The organism is Onishia niordana, from assembly GCF_004798965.1.
In the GTDB taxonomy this organism is placed as follows: Bacteria; Pseudomonadota; Gammaproteobacteria; order Pseudomonadales; family Halomonadaceae; genus Onishia; species Onishia niordana.
Genome location: NZ_SDSD01000001.1, coordinates 185,901 through 208,366 on the forward strand (window position 1 = coordinate 185,901; position 22,466 = coordinate 208,366).

The window sequence follows — 22,466 nt, forward strand, 5'->3', positions numbered from 1 at the left end:
TTCATGTCTCGAGCACCGCCGCCAGCCGGGCCGGCAAGGCCGGCTCCCAGTGCTCCAGATCGAGGTTCGTCACGGCGTCATGCAATGCCTGATAGTGTTGCCGGGCCAGCGCGCCGAGGCCCGCCTCCTGCAGCAGTTCGGCGCTGGCCAGACGCCAGTAGACGCTCTCACGGGGCGACCCCGCCGACGCCAGTCCCTCGTCAAGCACCGCAAGCGCCGGTGCCAGCCCCTCGTCGGCGAGCCGCTCGCGGGCCGTTTCCAGCCCCTCCTGCCAGGGATCACCGCCGCCCATGGCGCCCCCCGGTGTCCCGGTGCCGGGGACATCGGCAAGCCAGGTGCGCGTGTCGGCATCGAGGAAGGCGGTGCCGTCGCTGAAGGTCAGCGCCTCGAGGCTCGGCAAGCGACCGACGAAACGCGCTACCTCGTCCCGGATCGCCTCCGCACAGCGCGGGTGCTCGAGTCGACGCGCCACCTCGGCGCTCAGTCGATGCCCCTCGAGCCAATAGGGGCTCAGCGCCAGGCTGTTCTCGATACGCCGCCAATCCTCCAGGGTGGGTCGCCCCGCCGCGGCCTCGCGGTACTCCGCCGCCCGGTCGGCGGATACCGGCGCCAGCTCGGTGCGTTGTCCATCACGGGTCATCGGCAAGCTGTGGATGGCATGCCAGATCGCATGGCGCCGCAGCCGATAGCCAAGGGCCTCGCCCGGCGACTGCTCGTTGAGGAAATCGGCCATCTTCAACAACGCCTGGCGATTACCGCGATCATTGCCTGTCTCGAGACGCGCCTCTGGTGCCCGGGGCGCCGATGCCGAGGCGTCAGCAGCCGCCGGCTCCTGTGGGGTCGAGCGCTCCGTCGGGGCCGACGACGGCGAGGCAGCAGGAGCCGATGCCGAGGGCGTGGTGTTTTTCAACAACCGCCCCAGCTCCACCAGCGACTGGTTGGGCAATTCGTGCTCGAGCGCCCGTTGACGCAGCCGCTCCAGGCTCTCGCAGCAGGCCGTGTGCTCATCGGCGGCGCCCAGAAACTCGAGGGAACCGGCCAGAGTCACAGCCCGTTGCGCAAACTGCTGGAACAGCTTGGGGCGAGCCCGCTTGCCGCGGGGTCCAGCAAACGGATAGGCCTCGCTCCACCAGCGATCCAGGGCACCGGCCAGCAACTCCAGCGACAGCGAGAAACGCGCCGGATCGGCGTCGTGCTGCAGGCAGTGCAGCAGATGGCCAAGCACCTTCAGGTCCTTGCCGGTTTCGGCAAGCAGACGCGCGGCGCGGGTCTCGGCCTGCTGCCAGTCGACCTCGCCGTGCTGCAGCGAGCCGACCTTCATCATTTCTTCGTCGAGCCAGTCGTAGTCCTTGCTCTCCGCTACCGGCTCACCAACACCCTCACCAATGGGTGCCAACAGTGTTTCGAGTTGAGCGGGCTGGGTAATGTACATATCTGTCCTCGCTACCAGCGGCACATGGTGCGCAGCGGCTCAATCGCCGTGCGCCAGCCAGTGAGTTGGAAACGCAGCCCATCGATGTCGGCAAGCTCGCTGGTCAGGCGCAACTGCTCGCCACCCAACAGGCGTTTCAGGGTGCCGATGGCCGGCAGGCCTCGTCCGCCGCTGACCACATGGCCGTTACCCAGCATCCGCCAGGTCTGATCGAGCGTGACACCCTCGCCGTGAAGCTTGAGCGGCGCTCGCTTGGCTTCTAACGGCTCACTCAGATGCAGCTGGAAACGGGTAATGGCATCGTCGCAGCTGATCACCAGCAGCGGACGAGGCGGCAAGGTCCCAAGCGCCGGTACACTCATCAATACCGAATCCGGCCACTTACTCACCCGCAGGCCGAAGTCGTCGTTGTCACGCTCGGCCTCCTGGGCAGCCACGGCCTGCCACAGCGGCGAACGCGCCTCTTGTGGCTCGGCTGGGCGTTGATCGCGGAATAGCGCGTCATAGCATTCCAGGCGCCCTAGCCGGGATGGCGAGTCGGCACAGGCCCTGGCCGCTCTCAAGCGCTCGTCCGGAGTCTGAGGCTCGCTGGTGTGCGGGGCTTGGCTCTGCGCCTGGGCCTGAGTCGAGACCGGCGGCAGCCCGGCTACCAGGACCAGAGCCATGAGCCAGGCCTTAGGCCAGTGGCGAGCCGGCCGCGCGGCCGGGTGCTCGCGGATGATGTCGATCACGTTCATGGGCTATCCAGTTCAAGCTGTCGGCACTTATGGGCCAGGGTGCGCTTGGGCAGGCCCAGGCTCTCGGCCGTCAGGGTTCGGTTGCCGTCGAAGCGGACCAGACGCTGACGGATCAGCGTCGCTTCGTAGTCGCGCAGTGCGCGGCGCAAGTCGAAGACATCGTCAGGACTTAGCCGCTCTGATTCGGCGTCGCTTGCCCCCTCGTCCTCGGTGCAGGGTGCAGGCCCGCTCGCGACGGGCAGGGTCTCGGGCACGATGTCCTCGCCGTCGCGGGTCATGGCGCAGGCGTAGTCGATGAGGTTCTTGAGTTCGCGCACATTGCCGGGAAAGTCGCGGCCGGCAAGTTCCCGCAGGGTGGCGCGGCCGAGCCCGATATCCTCGCGACCTTCACGCTGACAGAAGTCATCGACGAAGGCCTGGGCCAGCGTCGGGATATCCTCGCGGCGCTCGCCAAGGGCAGGCAGCGTGAGCGGGAACTGGCCAAGCCGGTAGTAAAGGTCAGCACGGAAGGCCCCTTCGCGGATACGACGATGCAGTGGCTGATGGGTCGCCGCCACCAGTCGCAGATCGACCTGGCGCTCCTGGTCGCCGCCCAACGGGCGATAGCGGCCCGATTCCAGCACCCGCAGCAGCTTGGCCTGCAACGCCAAGGGCATGTCGCCGATCTCGTCGAGGAACAGGGTGCCGCCATCGGCCTCGCCGAATAATCCTTCGCGGCTTCGCTCGGCGCCGGAGAATGCCCCCCGCACATGACCGAATAGCTCGGCCTCGAGCAGGCTCTCGGGAATCGCCGCACAGTTGATGGCCAGGAAGGGGCCAGCATGGCGCGCCGAAACCTCGTGGATGCCGCGAGCCACCAACTCCTTGCCGGTACCAGTTTCGCCCTGCAGCAACACCGCCAGATGCGTCTCGGCGGCACGCACCAGTTGATCGCGCAATGCGCGAATGGCCGGCGAATCGCCGAGGATGCGCGTTCGCAGTCGCTCGCTGAGCGTACGTCGGCGCGCCCCGTCGTTGAGTTCGGCCAGAGAATCGCGAAGCCTCGCCTGGTCGCGACGCTCGTCATGCTGGCGGGCAAGCCAGGCCCAAAGCCTGCACAGCAGCGCCTCGAATGACAGAAAGTCATCGCGCTCGGTCAAGGGGTCGACAAGCTCGGCGGGACCGGCGAGGGCCAGCACACCGAGCCACTCGCGCCGCCCATCGCGGGCGCGCAGTGGCCGCACCACCAACCGCCAGGCCGCAGGAAGGCCCGTGGTGGCCGTCTGGAATGCCTCGTGATCCAGGCGCAAGCGAGCCTCGCCTAGCCCTAGTGCCAAGGGCTCGCCGCGGCGTATGGCGTGGGCGTAGGGATGGCGGAAGTCGTCACAGGCCAGCCGCACCTCTTGCTCGCCCTCGTCTTCGACCAGCCAGCGACCGCTGGCATCCAGGGCCAGGCAGCGAGCCCAGGCCACACCAAGGCGCTCGCGCAGCAGGGCAAGGCCCCGCCGGCGCAGTTCGGCGGGCGAATTGCCCTCGACCAGCCGCATCGCCTCGGACATACCGGCCAACGCCGGCACCGATGCAAGCGCCTTTCCCTCGTCGAGTACGCCCCCGTCCATCACGTTATCCTACCTCCGCAGTGAAGCCGTGCAGGTCGACTCCAAGCGCCACACGGGTCACCGGCTCGCGGCGCGCCAGGCGCTCGAGCAGTGCCCGCGACACCGGCGGCAGCAGTTCACCATCGATCACTGATTCGAGCATCCGGGCGCCATTCTCGCTGCGGGTGGCGCGGGCACAGATCGCTTCAGCCAGCGCCGGTTCCAGCACCACCTCGGCCTGGCGATGCCGGTCGCGGATGCGCCCGGCCAGGGTCTGGAGCTTGGCGCTGACGATGTCGTGGAGGACGTCCCGTGATAGCGGGACATAGGGCACCACCTCCATGCGTGCCAGCAGGGCTGGCTTGAAGAAATCGGCCAGTACCGGGTAAAGCGCCTCATCCATGGCCTCACGATCGTCGGCATGCTGCACGATGGCCTCATAACCCAGGTTCGAGGTCATGAAGAACAGCACGTTACGACAGTCGATGGCACGACCTTCGCCATCGGCCAGTTCGCCCTTGTCGAAGGCCTGGTAGAAGAGATTGAGCACGTCCGGGTGGGCCTTCTCGACTTCGTCGAGCAACACCACCGAATAGGGTCGCTGGCGGATCGCCTCGGTCAAAAGGCCGCCTTCACCGAAACCGACATAGCCGGGCGGTGAGCCGATCAGCCGGGAGACGGTGTGCTTCTCCTGATACTCGGACATGTTGATGGTGGTCAGGAACTGGCGACCGCCGTAGAGGCTCTCAGCGATCTGCATCACGGTCTCGGTCTTGCCCACGCCGCTGGGACCGACCAGCAGGAAGGCGCCCATGGGGCGGCCAGGCCGGCGCAGATCCGCGCGGGCGGTGAGCAGGTGGCGATGCAGGCGCTCGATGGCCAGATCCTGGCCCTTGATCAGGCCCCCCAATTCCTCGGGCAGCTCGGTGAGCCGCGCCAGCTCATCGCGGGTCATCCGCTCCACCGGCACGCCGGTCCAGTCGCCGATCACCTGGGCGATCTGGGCTTCCTCGACGCTTGGGTTGACCAGGGAAAACTCGTGCTGCAGCTCGGCAAGGCGTGCTTCATGTGCGGCCAGTGCCGCCGTGCGGTCCAGGCGCTGATGCGCCTTGTCGCGCTCGGTGTGGTCCTGCTCGGCATCGCCCCGCTCACCCGCGTCGGACGCATCCACGCCGGACGCATCCACGCCGGACGCATCCACGCCGGACTCGCCTGCGTCTTGCTCACCGGTACCGGGCTCCTCGTCGGCGAGCAACTCGCGGTGCAGCGACAGGATGGTGTCGACGCAGTCGCGCTGCTCCTGCCAGGCGGCTTCCAGAGTTTCGCGCTCTTCACCCAGACGAACCAACTGATCGGCCAGGGCGTCGCGGTGGGCGGCGTCAGGCGTGCGCCCCAACAGGGACTCGCGCTCGAGCTGATCGTGCTCGCGCTGAGCCGCCAGCTGCTCGCTCATCAGGTGGCTAAGCCGGCGCGGCGGTGTATCCAGTGCCTGAGCCAGCCGGGTACTGGCGGTATCGAGTACGTCGATGGCCTTGTCGGGCAGCTGGCGACCGGCCAGGTAACGGGCCGAGAGCTCGGCGGCGGCGCGCAGGCCGCTATCGCCGATCAGTACCCCGTGCGTGGTTTCGTAGACGTCGCGCAGGCCACGCAGGATGACCAGCGCCTGCTCGACGCTCGGCTCGCCCAGGGACACAGGCTGGAAGCGCCGCGACAGCGCCGGGTCCTTCTCGATGTGTTTCTTGTATTCACGCCAGGTGGTAGCGCCGATGGTGCGCAGCTCACCACGAGCCAGCGCCGGCTTGAGCAGGTTGGCGGCATCGGCACCACCTTCCGGATTACCGGCACCGATCAGCGTGTGGGCTTCGTCGATGAAAAGTAGCGTCGGGGTGGCGGCCTCCTTGACATCTTCGATCACCGCCTTGAGGCGCTTCTCGAACTCGCCCTTGACCGACGCCCCGGCCTGTAGTGCGCCGAGGTCCAGCGAGACCAGCTCCACGCCGGCCAATGCCTCGGGCACGCGGCCTTCGACGATGCGCGCGGCCAGGCCTTCGACCACGGCGCTCTTGCCGACACCCGCGTCGCCAACCACGATCGGGTTGTTCTTGCGCCGGCGGCCGAGGATATCGAGCATCTGATCGATCTCCGGATCGCGACACAGTACCGGATCGAGCTCGCCGCGACGTGCCTGGGCGGTCAACGAGGTGGCAAAGCGTGCCAGGGCGCTGTCGTCTGCGCCTGCGGCTCGCGACGGTGCGGCGCGCTCGTCCTGCGGCGCGGCGGCCTCGGCGGAATCGCGGGTCAGTCGGGTGAAGTCGCGACGCAGCCGCTCGCGATTGATACCGGCCAGCAGCCGCTCGCCGCGCGGGCCCAGGTAGCGCCCTGCATGGTGCAACAGGGCGGCAAATATTACGCCACTGCGCAGCTCGCGATGCTCGAGTTCGGCACTCGCCAGCAGCCAGGCGTCCTGCAGAAGCTCGACCAGCAACGGCGAGAAGCTTGGCGTGCTTACTTCCAGATCACGCGCTGGGCGCGCGTCTTCGGCCAGGGCACGCCGTAGCGTTTCCGGCTCGATCTCCTCAACGTCGAGGAGTACCCGAAGGTCACACAGTGGTTGGTCGAGAAAGGCCATCAGCAAGTGGGATACTCCCACCTCGGGCGCCTGCTGCTCGGCGCACAGCCCTGCGGCCCCTTCCAGTCCCTGGCGGGCGATGGCGTTGAGTCGGCCGATCAGTGCCGGTAGCTCTACCCTGAGCATGGTCTCTCCTGGATGTTGTCCGAAAAACGGTATGGCGCAAAACGTCTGTGTTGCAGGAAATGTTGCCGGAAACGTCGTATGCGGTTAGCCGATGATGCGTTCGAGCAGCACACTGACCTGGTCGGCCTGCTGGTCAAGTGACCAGGAGAAGCCGACATAGACCGAGGCGACGATCAGGCCAAAGAGCGCGAAGATGCCCCATAGCGGCAGACCATCGCCCTGCCGACGCGGCGCAGTGAGCACGTTGTCCAGCGGACGCGTCAGGCTCTCCTCGCCGGGTTCGTCGAGCGCCCCCAGCTGGTCGCCGAGTTCACGCAGCACCTGCTCGTATTCCTCGCGGCCATGGGGCATGACCTTGTAGCGACCTTCGAAACCCAGGCACAGACACAGATAGATGAAGGCCAGCAGGTCGCGATAGCGCCGCGGCTCCTGGCGCAGCCGACCGAGGATCGAGAAGACCTTCTCGCCACCCCAGGTCTCGTTATGAAAACGCGTCAGCAGCGAGTGACCCGCCCACTGACTCTGCTGCCCCCAGTCGGTGCTCATCACGGCCTCGTCGATGAAGGAGCACAGCACATAGCGATAGGCCAGCAGCGTCGGCCGGTCATAGCCCTGCTCGGTGAGCTCGATCTCGATGGCGGCGATCTCGTCGACCACCTGGCGGTAGAGCCGGTCAATATCGTCAAGCCGGTCGAGCTGGCGGACGCGGACCACCATACCCAGCAGCGAACCGGAGGCATCGACCAGCGGATTGAGATTATGGCCGCGCAGTCGGAACCAGTAGTCTTCGTCGGCATCCAGATGATCGGCGTGGCTGTGGATCAGCCGCTCCAGGCCCTGGACGTCGATGCTGTCTTCGTGGCGACGGGCATCATCGCGGTTGGCGAGTTGGTTCATGGCTTAGCTCCTGATTGCCCAGAACTGCATGGCAAGTCCCGGGAAGTCGCCGGCGACATGGAAGGCGAAGCCGCTGGCTCCCTGCAGCATGCTCCAGGCCTCGCTCTGGCGGTCGAGGCGGAAATAGGTATAGCCGGCATGGAACGGCAGCTGGCGAGGCGCCACCGGCAGCGGCTCGAGCGGGATGCCCGGCAGCTGCAGGCTGATGAGGTCGCGGATACGCTCGACGCTTGCCACCTTGGTCTGCTGAACGAACAGCTTGCGCAGCCGTTCCGGGGGCAGCTCGGCGCGCACCGCCAGGATGAAGTCGGCATCGTCGAGCAGGCTGCGATCGGCAAGGGTCGCCACCTTGAGCCCATAGCGGCGTGACTGCAGCTCGATGGCCATCGCACGCGGTTCGAGCACCGTGGACAGCGACTGACGGAGGCTTTCCATCAGCGGCCGGAAGGCAGCTTCTGGCCGGTCGTGGTCATAGGCCGGAAACTCCGGCGGCAGCCGTGACTCGGCGGTAAAGGTGGTCAGCTCACAGCAGGTCTCGAGCATGCCGGTATAGAGGCGCTCGGGATGCAGGTGGCCGAGCCTCGCCAGGTGCTGGAAGCGCGGCTGGGCCCGGTTGAGAGACTGCAACAGCATGAAATCGGAGACATCGGCGACACCGGATTGATTAGGTGTAGCCAAACGCTGAGCCAGGTTGCGGGCACGCTCGCGCATCAGCCCTGCCATCTCGCCGACGAAGCGCTGTAGAACCGGCGCGGCCTGAACGTTGAGCAGAGTGGGCAAGAACGCTTCGTCGAGCACCAGGCTGCCATCCGGTCGCCGCTCGAGGATACGGGCCACGGCCAGGCAGGCGTAGGCGCTGCGGTCCTCGTTCTCGAGCAACAGTCGCGGCGCGACCCGCGCCAGGTCCAGGTCGGCCAGGTCACCGGCCCGCGAATGCAGGTCGCGCACGCCGCGCTGAGCGGCCCGGTAGCGCGATGACAGCGTCGAGGCCTCCCAGCTCACCTCGGCCACACCATCGGTGGCCAGGGGCACGCCCAGATAGACCACCTGGTTGGCCACCGAAGCATCGGTGATCTCAAGGGCCGGGGGCTCCAGATCATCGTCGGGAAGTCGGAAAGGCGTGCCATCGGGCATCACGCCGCTGGCCTGGCTCAAGGCAATGCGGCCAAAGCTCAGGTACTCGGTATTGAGCGTAAGCGTCAAAAAGCCATGCAGGTGACCGCCGACGCCGCGCAGGCGCGTGTCGACCAATCCTTCCAGGCTGCGCTGTTGCTGCTGGAAATGCTGAGGCTTGATGAACAGCCCCTCACTCCAGACCACGGGGTTGCGACTGGCCATCAGGTCTCCTTCCTCAGCGCGGCTTCGCGCTCCAGCAGGTGCACCAGCAGGTGGTAATCACGCCCGCGGGCGTCGACCGGCACGACCTTCTTCCACTGCGCCTGATTGGGTTCGCCATAGAAGGCAATGATGCCGATGTAGCGCGTGTTCTCTTCGACCTCGAAGGGCTCGTAGAACTTGAACTGACCCGGCAACAGGGTGAAGTCATCGTGCGCCAGATAGTTGGTGCCGAGCGCCTCCTCGAGATCCTCACGCAGCTGGCGAGAGTCGGCCGACATCAGCATCGAGTCGTCCTTGAGCTGCAGGATTTGGAAGCGGAGCGGAGTGCCCTCACCCTCGACGTTGGGGTTGATATTGGCTTCGGCCAGCATGCTCAGGTCGACTCGCGTCGGACGATCCTCCGGGTAGCCCACCGGGATGGAGGGGTCGCGCACGACCTGGTAGGTCTTGCCGGCAGCCTCGAAGGTCGAGGCGCAGCCGGCCAGCATCAGCAGGGCATAGCCGAGCAGCAGATAGCCCAGTAGCGAAGTGCGTAACGGCAGACGCCGCGCCAGCGACGCCGCCTCGGTCAGCGGGAGCCTCATGCGCCCTCCCGCTGTTGACGACGCACCGACTGGTCGTAGGCCTGCTCAAAGACTTCCCAGAACAGCTTCTCGAAGCCCTGCTGGCGACCGGAATTGAGTTCTTGGTAGTAGTGCCGATACATCTCCCAGGCCCAGCCGCCCTCGTCATCGCCCTGGCGACCGGCGCCACGATAGGCATGGAACCGCTTGAGCAGGGCATCCGGCGAGAAGGCATCGAGGATCGACTTGAGGCCGACACCAATGGCTTCTTCCACTGCGGCCTGGTGCTGATGCTGGTGCTCGAGACATTCGGCTACCGCTGCCGGCGCCGAGAGATGCACCGGGCTGCGCTGGGCGTCGAATAGCGTGGTCAGCGTCTGCTCATAAGATTGACCGAGGCGCAGCGGGTTATCCTCGATCGGCTGCAGACGACGGTCCCGGAGCGGATAGCGGCTACCATCATGGGCCTGATGAAGCGTCAGCAGGCCGTCCACAGCGGCTTTCAAGGTGCGTCCCGCCTCCTCGAGGAAGGCGTGCTGCTCGGCGCTGTCGCGAAAGCGCAGTTCGCCACCCAGGGTCTGCAGCAGCGGCGAAGCGCCGATATGGCCGGCATCCGCCGTCGCCGGCTCCTGCCAGCGATCTTCGAGCTGCTCGCCGACAGAGCGTTCCAGATCGTTCAACAAGCGTTCATCCATGTCAGGGTCCTCGTAGCGTCGGTTCCTCGGCGCGGCCGGCTCGCTGGCCGCGCCGCCCTGCCCGTCCAGGGCATCGAGCAGTTCGTGGTGGTCGTGTTCGCCGGTAATGGCCTCATCGGCCAGGGCGGCCATGGGGTCCCGATGCCGCTGGGCCGGCGAGGCCTCGCCCAGGGCTTCAAGTGGGTCGTGCTGTGGCCGGGGCATCACACCTGTGGCCGGGGTAAGCTCAGCGTCCTCGAACGCCTCATGCTCCTCATCGACCAGGGTCGCCAACGGCTGAACACCGGCGGCATCGGCCTGGCGATCGCCGAGATGTATCCGCAGACGATATTCGCCCATCTGCAGCTCATCGCCGTCACGCAGGGCCACGCGGCGTCCGCGACCGAGCGGCAGAGTGGCGTGGTTGACAAAGGTTTGGCCGCAGCGATCGATCAGGCAGAAACGCCCGTCGAGGCGCTGAATCTCGGCATGCCCGGGACGCACGCGGCCGGCATGATCCTGTAACAGCCAGTCATCGGTTGCTGCACTGCCTAGCGTGCCGCCCGCTGCCGGGAAAACGTGGCTGCTGGTGGAGCGGCCCTCGAGCCGTTCACTGTTGGTCACCACCAGAGTGATGGCCTGCTGCTGAGAGAGCGTCTCGTTCATGGGTTCACCGTGTCATCTGAATGCGTATCCGGCGCCTGCGGGCCGCCGCACCGGCCTGGGGCTTGACGAACGTCGTCCAGCCCAATTGACAGCTGCCCCCCTCGCCCAGGCGCATGGGTCTTACTTCACTTTCCATCAGCTCTAGCTCCAGGTCATAGGCCAGCGGTTCGCGCAGCACGAACTCCATCAAGGTGCGCAATGCCTGGTGGTCGCGGCCATCTGGCAGGAAGTCCCGGAAGCGAGCCAAGTCCAGGCCGCGCAGGCATAGCGCGAACTTGCCGCTGATGTCATCGACCTTGCTACCAGCGACCATGTCCTGCCCCAGGGTGGCGCAGGCGATGCCAGTGCGGCTGCGCTGGTCGGGTGGTATCTCGACCTGACGGTGAACCCAGGACTCGACCTCAACGCCTTCGAGGTCGAAGCAATGGCCGATAATGCCCGCCACCACGTCTGGGGAGCGTGAGCGTCCGGCCAACAGGCCGGCATAGGCCAGCATCTTGCTCCAGTTGATCGGCGTCTCGCCGCGCAAGCGCTCATCGGAAAGCCCCACCAAGGCAAAAATAGCTGCCGAAAAGCCGTCAACCGCCCCGTCCTGATAACGCACATGGTGGCGATACTTGCGCCAGCCTCGGTGCAGTAACGACAGCACCCGATGGTTGAAAAGATTCAAAAAATCGCCGGCCGCCCCCTCATCATGGGCTTCGGCATGAGCCATGGACTCCAGGTAATAGCCCGGCAGCGGCGACTGGGCGCCCTGCAACCCCAGGAAACTGACCTGCATGTCGTAACGACCGGCATCGCGGGGCTCGAGAGAGACGATGTCGCTGCCTGGGAAACCCAGCGAGGCTGACGCTTTCAGGCGCACACGCTCGGTGCCCGGATCGGCCTCGCGGTCGGCCTCCAGGTCGTCGCCGTGGTGGCGGTGGAGCAGTTCCACCAACTGGTAGAAGTCGTAGCGCCGGGCCCCATCAACCAGGGGAGCAAGCGCTACATCAGGGGCTGCTGGCCCGACTGCAAGGTCCATGCGTAGCGCTCGCGGTTATGGAGGTTGATAACGTGCAACTCGTGAAAGGAGTTGATGCTGGCATATAGCGAGAAGAACCGAGACAGCACGCTGGAGAACAGAAACAGACTGCCCTCGTCGCCGAAGGCCTCCTGATCAAGGGTCATCTCGGAGCGCAACCCGCGCACCGGCAGGCCGCGATACAGTCGATCGACCGGCTGGGTCTGGATATCGATGATGCCCGCCAGACGCTTCTGGGCGATGCGCTCAGCTTGGCGATCCACCAGCGCTCGGAAGTCGTAGACCCGCAGCACCGAACACAGAGCATCGCGGTCGAGCAGTGACAGGTAGTTCAGCGACAGATTGGAGATCAGCGTCCACAGCAGGCTGCCATCCAGCGTGGGCCGCATCGCCGGAGTGGGCCGGGTGATGTTGCGAAACTCGGCGAAGGCCGGACTGTCCTCGGTGGGCACACAGATGTCACCCACGGCCAGCCGCTCGGGCAGCTCCCGGTTGGAACAGGTCAGGCGCAGCGAGATCGTCTCGCGCAACCCCAGACACGCCTGCTCATCGCCGCGTACGAAGGCGATGTCGTGATCGAAGCCATCGCCACGCAGGCTATCGCGAACCCGCACCCGGTAGTAGCGGGCCTCGCGCTGGCGGTCACGCTCGATCTGATGCTCGAAGCTCTCGAAGGGCACGTAGCGGCGTGGCTCACCGCGAATGCGGCCGCTATTGCTCTCAAGCCACCCTTCCACACTATCGACGCTGAACACTTCATAGTGCGCGGGGAGCCGACTGCTCGGCCGGATGCGGTATTCGCTGCGCTCGCCGCTGAGGTCTACAGGGTCAGCATCATGGGCGAAGAGATTGATCGCCGGTGTGCAGTAAAGGGCCAGATTCTCGTCGCCTATGCGGGCATCTGCCGGCAGGGTGCGCGTGAAGGTAAAGCGCAACGTAAGCCGTTCGGCCGCGCGCGCTGGGAGAAAGTCTCCCAGGCGCTGGAGGTCGAAGAAGTGGAAGGCTTCGGGGAAGCACAGGTATTCCTGCAGGATGCGATAGCCCTGATAGACATTTCGCGGATACGGCAGTAGCGCATCCTCACCGTCAAAGCCCACCGGGGCCACAAGACGGGTGGGCAACGTCAGTCGCTGACCATCGATATCGAGCTCGATGCTGGCCAGGTAGTGGCTGAGCCACAGATAGAGGGTGCGCGCCGTGTAGTCGTTGCCACCCAGATGCAAACGCAGATCGCCCACGCCCAGCGCATTGAGAGGCTGGTCGCTATGCACGGCCAGGTCCAATTCGACCATCGAGGCTTCGCGGGAGTGGCGCGCGGAAACGCCGTCATGGGCCAGCGGATAGAGCGCCAACTCATGGCAGGTGCGAAAGCCACAGGCCGTACCTTCCACCTCGCGGCTGGCAAGAGTGGTACCACGGGGTACTGACTGGACACCGCTCAGACTGTGCCAATGGGGCGTGAACTGCACGACCGTCATGCTCGGCACGGGCCTTAAGTAGTTGGGCCACAACATGCCGATCAATGAGTGAGTCAGCTCGGGAAACTCGTCGTCGACCTTCTCGCGCAATCGTCCGGACAAGAAGGCGAACCCTTCAAGCAGGCGCTCGACGTCAGGGTCGGTGCTCTGCTCGGACAGGAAACGACTGAGCCCGGGGTTGCTTTCGGCAAATTCCCGCCCCTGTCGCTTCAGGAAATCCAGTTCGTCCCGGTAGTAGCGATTCAGCATATCGGTCTCAGTTCAGGCACTGGTAGCGCTTATCGTTGAGCAGCAGATCTATCGTGGTCTGAGTCGAATCGCGCCCCATGTCCAGGGTGGCATGGACTTGAAAGCGCAGCTGAAGCGGCGCGGCCTCGTTGGGCAATGTCTCGACCTGGACCTGGCTCACTCGCGGCTCAAAACGCTCGATACACTCACGAATGGCACGCTCGACCTTGAGCTCAAGGTCGAGCACGCCAAGAGTGGCATCGTTGAAGTCGAGCAGACCCAACGCCGGTGCACATTCGCTGTGCCCCGGATGGCTGTTGAGCAAGTCGACCAGGTGACGCTTAATCGAGACCAGGGTGGCCTCGACGGCCCGATCGCCTGCCGGCGCGGGACGCGCCGGCGACGACAGGCGCTCGAACAGCCGGGTGCCGAGCGGTGCGCTTCGATCCCTGAAGGCGTTCATGGGCTCAGTCCTTGTCGAGGCGTCCCACTAGAGAGAGCTCGAAATTGGCCCCCATGTACTTGAAGTGCGGGCGCACTGCCAGCGAGACCTGATACCAGCCCGGATCGCCTTCGACGTCTGAGACCTTCACCGAAGCAGCACGCAGCGGACGACGGCTGCGCACGTCGGCCGGCGGGTTCTCCTGGTCGGCAACGTACTGGCGGATCCAGGTATTGAGCTCGCGCTCGAGATCCTGGCGCTCCTTCCAGGAGCCGATCTGCTCGCGCTGCAGCACTTTGATGTAATGCGCCAGGCGATTGACGATGAAGACGTAAGGAAGCTGAGTACCGAGCTTGTAGTTGGTCTCGGCTTCGCGTCCTTCAGGCGTATTGGGGAAAGTCTTGGGTTTCTGCACCGAGTTGGCGGAGAAAAACGCCGCGTTGTCACTGCCCTTGCGCATGGTCAGCGAGATAAAGCCCTCTTCGGCCATCTCGAACTCGCGACGATCGGTGATCAACACTTCGGTTGGGATCTTGGTCTGCCGCTGGCCCAGCGCCTCGAAGGTATGAACCGGCAGGTTTTCTACCGCCCCACCGCTCTGCGGACCGATGATGTTCGGGCACCAGCGATACTTGGCGAAGCTGTCGTTCAAGCGCTCGGCGAGCAGGTTAGCGGTGTTGCCCCACAGATAATCCTCGTGACTCTCGCTGACCGACTCTTCGTAATGGAAGGATTTGACCGGATTCTCGACCGGGTCATAGGGCATACGCAGCAAATAGCGCGGCGCGGTCAGGCCCAGGTAGCGGGAGTCTTCGGACTCGCGCAGGCTGCGCCAGCGGGCATACTTGGGCCCTTCGAAGATCGCCTTGAAATCCTTGATATGGGGCAGCTCCTCGAAGCTGTCGATACCAAAGAAGCTCGGCGCCACCGAAGATAGGAAAGGCGCATGCGACATGGCCCCCACGGAGGCAGCATACTGCAGCAACTTGATATCCGGCGTAGAGGGCGTGAAGTCGTAGTGACCAATCATTGCCGCCACAGGCTCACCGCCGAATTGCCCATACTCGGCGGCATAGACATGCTGATAAAGCCCGCTCTGACTGATTTCTGACGCGAATTCGAAGTCCTCGAGCAGCTCTTCCTTGGTGGCGTGCAGCACATTGAGCTTGATGTTCTCGCGAAAATCAGTGCGATCGACCAACAGCTTGAGACCACGCCAGGCCGATTCCAGATGCTGGAACTCTTTATCGTGCAGGATCTCATCGACCTGATGGCCAATCTTGCGATCCAGCTCGACGATCATCTGATCGACCACTGATTTATTGACCTTCTGCTCGTCATTGCTCTTGAGCAGTTCGCCGATGAAGGCCGCGACGCCCTGCTTGGCCACATCGTAGCCCTCATCGGCAGGCGCCATGCGCGTCTGGGCCATCACCTGATCGAGCAGGGATGCTTCCTGTGCGCTTTCGGTAGCCTGGGACTGAGTTTGAGTAGATTCGGTCATGATGGGTGCCTCGCCTCCATGCGGGGAATTCAGGAATTGTCTGAGGGAGTGTCGTTATCGAACAGCTCGAGCTCGTTCAATAGCTGATCCCGGGCTTCGGGGCTTTCGATCAGCGCCTGGAGACGCTCCCGGAAGGCCGGCACGTTGCCAAGCGGCCCCTTGAGGGCCACCAGCGCCTCGCGCAGTTCAACCAGCTTGCGAAGCTCTGGCACCTGGCGCGCCACACTATCCGGGGCAAAATCCTGCAGGGAGTTGAATTGCAGATCGACGCCCAGTTCACGGCCTTCTTCTTCAGCCCCATCCTCGAGACGGTTCGGCACGCTGGTCTGTAGCCCGAGGCCAGCTTCGCGCATCACTGACTGAAAGTTATTCTTGTCCACCGAGACGGCATTACGCTCTTCAATGGGTGCTTCTTCGGCTCCCCCTTTGAAGTCGCCAACTACCAGCAGTTTCTGCGGCAGTTCGGTCTCGGCCTGCTGATCACCGGTGGCCGGAACATACTTGATATTGATGCGCTCTTTCGGCGCAACTGACCCTTCCTTGGACATGACGAAGCTTCTCTCTGCGAATGGCGGCTCGGGTGGAACTTGCCGCAATCAACCCACTACAACGACATCTAACGCATGCCGGCATGAGCGAATCACAGCAAACAGACCTATGCCTGTCGAACGATGAGAATTATCCATTCGACAGGCTTCTTTGAGTGGCGCGCAGGCTAACACTCTTCGAGCCACTGTCGAGTCGCCCCCTTTACTATCAGCCAAAAGACACCGAGCCCCTCGCAGCACCCCATGAACGAAAATGGCGGCAAAAGTCACCAACTCCAGCCAAAAACGCATAAACAATTATTAGCATTTGCTAAAAATTCGCATTTTGTAGGAAATGTCTTACAGAAAATGAAAGAGATCACCTACTTTAGTGAGTGAATATATACGACATGCCGAACGAGAGTGGTCCGCCGAATCACCGGGACGCGTCGTCATTCGCTTCGGAAAGAACTGCACAGAATGAAGGAATCTGGCCTATACAACGCACCTGGTCAGGGCCAGGCACAATGACTCGTTAAAGAGGAAGGAGAGAAATACACAGGCAAATCGTAAGGTCAAAATACCCAAGGGAGAACATATCGAGAGGCGGATGACCTCACTGGCCAGTCCCGCCTTTTAGGGCAGCTCGGAGTAGAAGGCCTTGAGTCGTTGCACAGGGGGGTCGGCGCTCAATCAGCAGAAACCGTTATACCGCCCCCTCAGCAAGCTGCTCGCGATACTTAGACATCTCGATTTTCCCGAGCATAGGCGTCAGTCGGTACTGCTGCTTTTGCCAGGGGTAATCCATCTGGGCCTTGAGTAGGGCGGCGCCCTCTCCTTCTTTCCAGGCCTCGATATCAAGATCACGCCAATATCGCGGGTCACGCCCCGTCTGGCGGTCATGCGCTGCGGTCACAGGATCGCGGTCCCGGAAGGGCTCCAGACGAGGCACATCAGGCAGGGGCTGGGAGACATCCATATAGCGTTGCAGCATGTCCCACTGGGCGTGCACCTCCTGCTTGTGCGTTACCGTCTGACTGAACGAGACGTTACCCAAGAGGAAAGGCTCATACTTTCTCCTCTGGTAACGGGAGGAATTGTCTGGGTATACAAGAAGGCGAATACTCTTTCCCTTCAGGCATGAGCCTCTCAGCGAAAGGGAAAATCGCTGGAATAACCACCACTCCCAAAATCGCGGTTATCAAAGGACTTCCGGTTACCAAGTTCAACGACAACACCACAACTGGGAGAAAAACAAGAAATAAAAACAACCCGGCCAGGTTCTGCCTAACCATAACCCCCTTATCCTCATATAAACACCTAACACTTTCATCTCCAGGAATCTTAGAATGCAAAAAACTCACGACCTCACTGTATTCAGAATTACACTCTAATGGATCTTGGTTTATCCCATTTGAATAATTATAGCTATGAACCTCTATAAAGCCGCCTCCCTTATGTTGTGAAAATATAGAACAGCTGTAACCAGGAGAAACCTTGTTAAAGGACAAAACAACCTGCCCGATATCTTCATATGGAATGAAAACACAGTCATCCCTTATGACACTGGATGATGTTTTTTCTACACCATTATGTGTAAGCATCACACGACAATCATCCCGATAAGTATCAGGCTCTCTAGTCGGCGCAATGTGCATACCTGTGAAGGAATATTCCAAGACAACCCTTTCTTCTAGTTCTCCGCTCACCCACTCCTCCATGGATTTTTTCAGAATTCACCAACTGTAAAGCAGAGCTTTTTTCACGCTTTCCGACACTCCCCCTCCCCTCCTTCAAAGAAAACTTGCTGGCCTCCCAAAAGGAGGAGAAGCGAGATCGATAATCACCTATAAATTTCCAGCCTCGGCAGCTTGTTCTAGATAGGGCTGCATATTGATCCACTCGTGCTGGCCCCAGAGACGCATGCCTTCGTCTTTAGCGGCCTGAACCTCGGGCTCGAGGGCGGTAGCCGACAGAAATACCAGCCATGCCACGAGCAGAAAGGCCGTGCACAATGATCGCTGTATCCTAGTACCCAAAACGCGGGGGAAAGTTGGACAGAGGTGGCTTCTTGTTCATCCATTCCTTAGCTAAAGCTTCGGCTTCTTGCATCTGACGATCACTAAGCTCGTCCTCGTTCCAATCAAGAACTCTTTCGGCAGCACGCAAACCTGTTTCTTCTTCCATAGCTGCCAGTATTGCCCAACCTTTTATCTTATCCTGCTCCACTTGGCATTTTTCATCACGCCCAGGATCAAGATAGCACCAGCCCTCACCTAAACGTTTATCGACGTGTCCGCCATTAGAAGCCTCGATCATCCAGCTCCATGCTTGACCGTACTCTTCCAACTTCACATAAACGCTAGATAACTGCGCTATCGCCGGCACATAGCCCTGTTCAGCGGCCTTGCCAAACCATTCTGCGGCAGCCTCTAAACGCCTGGACTCCAGAAAGTACCAGCCCTGTCCACCACTAATATTCATGCCTAGCCGCATCTGAGCTTCGGGGTTTCCCGCTTCCGCTGCTTTTTCCAACCATTCGACGCCCTCTCCACTGTCATCCAACAGGCGATAGATATGATAGAGCGCCAGCATGGCGTCGGTATCCCCCGACTCGGCCTTGGGCAGCGTCTCGGCGAGCGCCTGCTCGCGCCAACCCTCGGCGTCCTCGGGGCAGTAGTCTCCCGCCACGCAGGCCCCGCCCTGAAACAGGCGCAGCATGGCATAGGGCTCACCATGTTCCGCGGCCTTCAGATACCAATCCAAGGCCGCTCGCGTCATACTCATCATACGCTGACGGCGTTCTGCTTCCCCCATGTAGTACATTGCCTCGACATCACCCGCATCAGCGGCCTGCTCGAGATAGGGCAAGGCCGCCGTCGAATGCTGGATGTTGTAAAGACGCATGCCCTCGTCCTTGGCGGCCTGAGCATCAGCATCCAGCCCCAAGGCAGGCATCGATAGCATAAGCAGGCAGACCAGCAAGCCAAAAAAAGCCTTACCCCTCAAAATCTAGAAGCCATATCTCGGTGGAAATTTCGACAGGGGAGGCCCATGATTCAGCCACTCGTCTTCGGCTAAAGCTTCGGCTTTCTGCCGCTGCTCGTATGTCAGGAGGTCACGATTTCTTTCCATAAGATTTTTCGGATAATGATCTCCTGCCTCTTCACGCATTGCATAAAGAATTGCCCAACCCTTGATAGGATCTTTCTCGACCAGACATTGCTCCCCTCCAAACTCCTGAAAACTATCAGGGTTTAGGTAACACCAAGCAATCCCAAGTCGAGCATCCAACATCCCTGATTTAGAGGCCTTGGCTTCCCACTCCCAAGATTCTTCCTCTTTTCCTTGCTTCCCTAACATGCTCGACAGTGTCCGCATTGCAGGTACATATCCTTGATTCGCCGCCTGACGCGCCAGCTCTTCGGAGGCATCGAGGCGGCTCTCTTCCGACCAATAGAAGCCATGCCCGTCTTGAATCATTTTAGCCAGGCGATCCTGGGCCTCAGGGTTACCGGCTTCTGCAGCTTTTTCCAGCCATTCATTCCCTTCATCACTATCGTCCAGGGCGCCATAAATGTAATACAACGCCAGCATGGCCTCGGCATCGCCATTCTTAGCGCGGGGCAATTGTTCATCGAGTGTCTTTTCGCGCCAGCCTTCAGCATCCTCGGGGCAGTAGTCTCCGGCGGAACAAGCGCCACCGCCCCATAACCGCAACATCGCGAAGGGATCATCATGTTCTGCAGCTTGTAGGTACCAATCCATGGCATCCTGCGAGAGCCCCCTATCCAGCAGACGGTTCGCCTCCCCCAGATAGTACATGGACTCCACATCTCCCTCTGCGGCGGCCTGCTCAAGATAGGGCTGCATTTTAATCCACTCTGACAGTCCCCAAAGTCTCATACCCTCATTCTTTGCTTCTTGGGTTTCATCATCCAGCCCCCAAGCGAGAGAAGAAAACAAAAACAAAGCACTCGCCAGCAATAGTTTTGCTTTCCCTGATTTACTCACAAAATTATCACCCAAATAAGAAACCAACATAACCGAACCACCTTTACTCAATAGAAGCCACATGTAGACCAAGACGCTCGGAGTCTTGCGAGTACTGCACTCTTTTGTCTAAAGCTTGGCGAGCAGGCCTTCCTCCATGAGATGATGCTTGACTCATAAACTCATCCAACAGCTGTCGATTCTCTTGATAAGCCATCAGCCGATCATCATCGGTCTTTTCCCCATCGCTCGCCATCCGTGCGACGCTCTTCTCGAAGAGAATCTGCGCCGGATTGGGGTCGGTTTCCGAGAACCGATAGCACATGTCGTTATAGGCGCCTTTCGTCGCCCCCTCTACCAACCACTGCAGGCAGTTGGCGATGGCAATCTGCTGGTAATCCTGGGCTTGGGCTTCGCTAAACCGATCACCGTCTGCATCGAAGGATTCCGGCCCGCTGGCCAGCACATGCAGCAGGGGTCCCAAGGCCTCCGGTGGCAGGTGCTGGATCCAGGCACGCAACTGTTCCTGGCGAGGATCTTCCACCAAGACATAGGCAATCGGTCCGGCCCGATCCGAACGCGTGAAGTCGTCGTAAAGGCTATCCACGTAATCCACACCACGCAGGGCCAGCATGCCGACATCCACCAGCAGCATCGCCTGCATGAAGAACAGCTTGCTGAAACCCTCGAAGGCGGCGGGTGTGATCCAGTCGATGACCTCGTAGTCGTTATCGACCAGCGCCTGGTGCAGCATGCCCATCCAGGGGTCCAGCCTATCGGGATCGAGCTCGACGCTGAACTTGCCGCCGACGCCGCCCTTGAGCACCAGCCGGGCTTTGAGGGTGAGTACGAACTTGCCGTCGATCAGGCCAATCTGAAAATCAGCCTCGGCGCCGATGCCCGCCAGGGCCTCAGCCGCCAGAGTCGCCTTGGATAGCTCACCCCAGTCGTCGAGCGGCTCGCTGAGCATGCCCAGCTCGTCCAGGGCGGCGTACTTGGGCAGGCGTTTCAGGATGTCCTGAGGCGGCTTCCAGCGCAGCGCCACGCTGCACTGCACCGTTATGCCGACGCCGGCGAAGACCTTGAAGGAGGCGGCAGTCCCGGCCTGGGTGGCGCGGTCGAGGCCGACGACCGAGACGCCATTCTGATCGACGCTGAGGCCGGTCTCGGCAGCGAGTACCGCACTGGCCCCCGCGAAGCCCTTGGCCACCGGCTCGAGGCGAAAGGAATAGCAGCCCAGGCTGCGGCGTTCATCGGCCTTGTTGTGTAGCGTCACTTCGATGGGCTCGGCGTTGGCCTCCTCGGGCAGCGAGAAGGTGCCGAAGGAGAGCTCGCCGGCCACCAGGTTGAACTTGGCCTCGGCCTTGGCCGAATAGCTGGCCTTGGCGCTAGCACCGCGATCCGGTCGATTCTGCAGGCCTCCCGCCGCTGGCGAGGCGGCCGTAGGTGCGGTGGTTAACTGGCGCTCGTCGACCCGCTGACCGACATCCTTGGCCTCGGCCTCGAGGTTACTTCCCGCGTCGGCCGAGACGCTGCCGTCCATAACCTCCAACGACAGGCTCGGTCCTGCGGCCTGTACTTCCTGAGGTCGATCCGGCGCGACCTGCTCTTTGAGGTCGCCATAGCTCATCCCGACCATGCGCAGGTATTGCGCTTGAGCGGAGGCCTCTAGATTTACAAACCTCTACCCTTGTATATCTGCGAAGAGTCAATATCCAAATCGAGGGATAAAGTCCGAAAGCTCTGGCTGTCTGCCCACCAATTCATCAGATAGCCTTTCAGCCTCACGCATTTGATCTGATGTCAGAGTTCCTTGATTATCCTCAAGAATCCCTTTTGCATCCCTATCATCAACTTCTTCAACAACCGCACGGAGAATCGCCCATCCTTTAACTTTATCTTGCTCGACTGGGCAGAGCCCTTCCACCGACATCTTCTCCAGCTCTTCCGGATTCAAATAACACCAGCCCACTCGATTCCTTAAATTAACATAACCAAGCTCACCACCTAATCTACCCCACTTCCAGGCACTCTCAAAATCACCTTGCTCAACAAAAATCTCACTCAACTCGACAATTGCCGGCACATAATTCTTTTTAGCAGCCAACTGCAACCACTCTAAAGCTGCATCCTGACGACTCGAACCAAAAAAATACCACCCCTGTCCATTAATAATATTTTTAGACAGACGAGTTTGGGCCTCGGAACTTCCCGCTTCCGCCGCTTTTTTCAGCCATTCAACGCCCTCTCCACTATCTTCCAACAGGCTATAGATATGGTAGAGCGCCAACATGGCATCGGCATCACCGTTCTCAGCCTTGGGCAAAGTCTCGGCCAGTGCCTTCTCGCGCCAGCCCTCGGCGCCCTCGGGGCAGTGGTCTCCAGCGACGCAGGCGCCACCCTGAAAAAGGCGTAGCATGGCGTAGGGATCGCCATGATCTGCGGCTTTCAAATACCAGTTTAAAGCTGCACGCGTCATACTCCCCATACGCTGACGTCGTTCGGCTTCTCCCATATAATACATAGCCTCCACATCACCACCCTCAGCGGCTTGCTCTAAATAAGGCAAGGCTGCTGTTGAGTGATGGATATTGTAGAGACGCATACCCTCTTCCTTGGCGGACTGAACGT

Annotated in this window: 19 protein-coding genes; all 19 read right to left on the minus strand. The window is 61.6% G+C overall.

Annotated elements, in window-relative coordinates; translation table 11 throughout:
- Window position 1: 1 nt before the first annotated feature.
- The 19 genes from tssA to ETC27_RS00910 all read right to left on the minus strand — a co-directional run bounded on the left by tssA (window position 2) and on the right by ETC27_RS00910 (window position 22,440).
- Window positions 2–1,432: a type VI secretion system protein TssA gene (gene tssA, locus ETC27_RS00815; RefSeq protein WP_136253097.1), complete on the minus strand. Its 1,431-nt coding sequence runs from the start codon at window positions 1,430–1,432 to the stop codon at window positions 2–4.
- A gap of 11 nt (window positions 1,433–1,443) precedes the next feature.
- On the minus strand, window positions 1,444–2,169 hold the full coding sequence (gene vasI, locus ETC27_RS00820; RefSeq protein ID WP_205742655.1) for a type VI secretion system-associated protein VasI: 726 nt from the start codon (window positions 2,167–2,169) through the stop codon (window positions 1,444–1,446).
- Complete coding sequence (locus tag ETC27_RS00825; protein WP_136253098.1) at window positions 2,166–3,767, minus strand: sigma-54 interaction domain-containing protein; 1,602 nt, start codon at window positions 3,765–3,767, stop codon at window positions 2,166–2,168. Before ETC27_RS00825 ends, vasI begins: the two co-directional genes overlap by 4 nt.
- Window positions 3,768–3,771: 4 nt before the next feature.
- Complete coding sequence (gene tssH, locus ETC27_RS00830) at window positions 3,772–6,501, minus strand: type VI secretion system ATPase TssH (protein ID WP_136253099.1); 2,730 nt, start codon at window positions 6,499–6,501, stop codon at window positions 3,772–3,774.
- A gap of 84 nt (window positions 6,502–6,585) precedes the next feature.
- On the minus strand, window positions 6,586–7,398 hold the full coding sequence (gene icmH, locus ETC27_RS00835) for a type IVB secretion system protein IcmH/DotU (protein WP_136253100.1): 813 nt from the start codon (window positions 7,396–7,398) through the stop codon (window positions 6,586–6,588).
- A gap of 3 nt (window positions 7,399–7,401) precedes the next feature.
- Window positions 7,402–8,736, minus strand: coding sequence for a type VI secretion system baseplate subunit TssK (tssK, locus tag ETC27_RS00840; protein ID WP_136253101.1), 1,335 nt, complete (start codon window positions 8,734–8,736; stop codon window positions 7,402–7,404).
- Complete coding sequence (gene tssJ, locus ETC27_RS00845) at window positions 8,736–9,320, minus strand: type VI secretion system lipoprotein TssJ (RefSeq protein ID WP_136253102.1); 585 nt, start codon at window positions 9,318–9,320, stop codon at window positions 8,736–8,738. The genes tssK and tssJ overlap by 1 nt, the downstream gene beginning before the upstream one ends.
- The gene (gene tagH / locus ETC27_RS00850; RefSeq protein ID WP_136253103.1) at window positions 9,317–10,639 is read right to left on the minus strand and encodes a type VI secretion system-associated FHA domain protein TagH; all 1,323 of its coding nucleotides are present in this window, start codon (window positions 10,637–10,639) and stop codon (window positions 9,317–9,319) included. The genes tssJ and tagH overlap by 4 nt, the downstream gene beginning before the upstream one ends.
- 4 nt (window positions 10,640–10,643) lie before the next feature.
- Window positions 10,644–11,663: a type VI secretion system baseplate subunit TssG gene (tssG, locus tag ETC27_RS00855; RefSeq protein WP_136253104.1), complete on the minus strand. Its 1,020-nt coding sequence runs from the start codon at window positions 11,661–11,663 to the stop codon at window positions 10,644–10,646.
- Complete coding sequence (gene tssF, locus ETC27_RS00860; RefSeq protein ID WP_136253105.1) at window positions 11,627–13,390, minus strand: type VI secretion system baseplate subunit TssF; 1,764 nt, start codon at window positions 13,388–13,390, stop codon at window positions 11,627–11,629. Before tssF ends, tssG begins: the two co-directional genes overlap by 37 nt.
- Before the next feature lie 7 nt (window positions 13,391–13,397).
- A complete protein-coding gene (tssE, locus tag ETC27_RS00865) occupies window positions 13,398–13,832 on the minus strand; it encodes a type VI secretion system baseplate subunit TssE (RefSeq protein ID WP_136253106.1) in 435 nt (144 codons plus the stop codon).
- Between the two features lie 4 nt (window positions 13,833–13,836).
- On the minus strand, window positions 13,837–15,315 hold the full coding sequence (tssC, locus tag ETC27_RS00870) for a type VI secretion system contractile sheath large subunit (RefSeq protein ID WP_136253107.1): 1,479 nt from the start codon (window positions 15,313–15,315) through the stop codon (window positions 13,837–13,839).
- Between the two features lie 29 nt (window positions 15,316–15,344).
- Complete coding sequence (tssB, locus tag ETC27_RS00875) at window positions 15,345–15,863, minus strand: type VI secretion system contractile sheath small subunit (protein ID WP_136253108.1); 519 nt, start codon at window positions 15,861–15,863, stop codon at window positions 15,345–15,347.
- Window positions 15,864–16,548: 685 nt separating this feature from the next.
- The gene (locus ETC27_RS00880) at window positions 16,549–16,899 is read right to left on the minus strand and encodes a hypothetical protein (protein ID WP_205742656.1); all 351 of its coding nucleotides are present in this window, start codon (window positions 16,897–16,899) and stop codon (window positions 16,549–16,551) included.
- 10 nt (window positions 16,900–16,909) lie between these two features.
- Entirely contained in the window at window positions 16,910–17,563 is a 654-nt protein-coding gene (locus tag ETC27_RS00885; protein WP_168709002.1) for a hypothetical protein, read from the minus strand.
- Window positions 17,564–17,870: 307 nt separating this feature from the next.
- Window positions 17,871–18,827 (minus strand): tetratricopeptide repeat protein, encoded by a 957-nt coding sequence (locus ETC27_RS00895; RefSeq protein ID WP_240724744.1) that lies wholly within the window; start codon window positions 18,825–18,827, stop codon window positions 17,871–17,873.
- Between the two features lie 27 nt (window positions 18,828–18,854).
- Complete coding sequence (locus ETC27_RS00900) at window positions 18,855–19,886, minus strand: tetratricopeptide repeat protein (RefSeq protein ID WP_240724745.1); 1,032 nt, start codon at window positions 19,884–19,886, stop codon at window positions 18,855–18,857.
- 13 nt (window positions 19,887–19,899) lie between these two features.
- Window positions 19,900–21,465, minus strand: a complete 1,566-nt coding sequence (locus ETC27_RS00905; protein ID WP_136253110.1) for a hypothetical protein — start codon at window positions 21,463–21,465, stop codon at window positions 19,900–19,902.
- A gap of 78 nt (window positions 21,466–21,543) precedes the next feature.
- Window positions 21,544–22,440, minus strand: a complete 897-nt coding sequence (locus tag ETC27_RS00910) for a tetratricopeptide repeat protein (RefSeq protein WP_240724746.1) — start codon at window positions 22,438–22,440, stop codon at window positions 21,544–21,546.
- Between the last annotated feature and the right edge of the window lie 26 nt (window positions 22,441–22,466).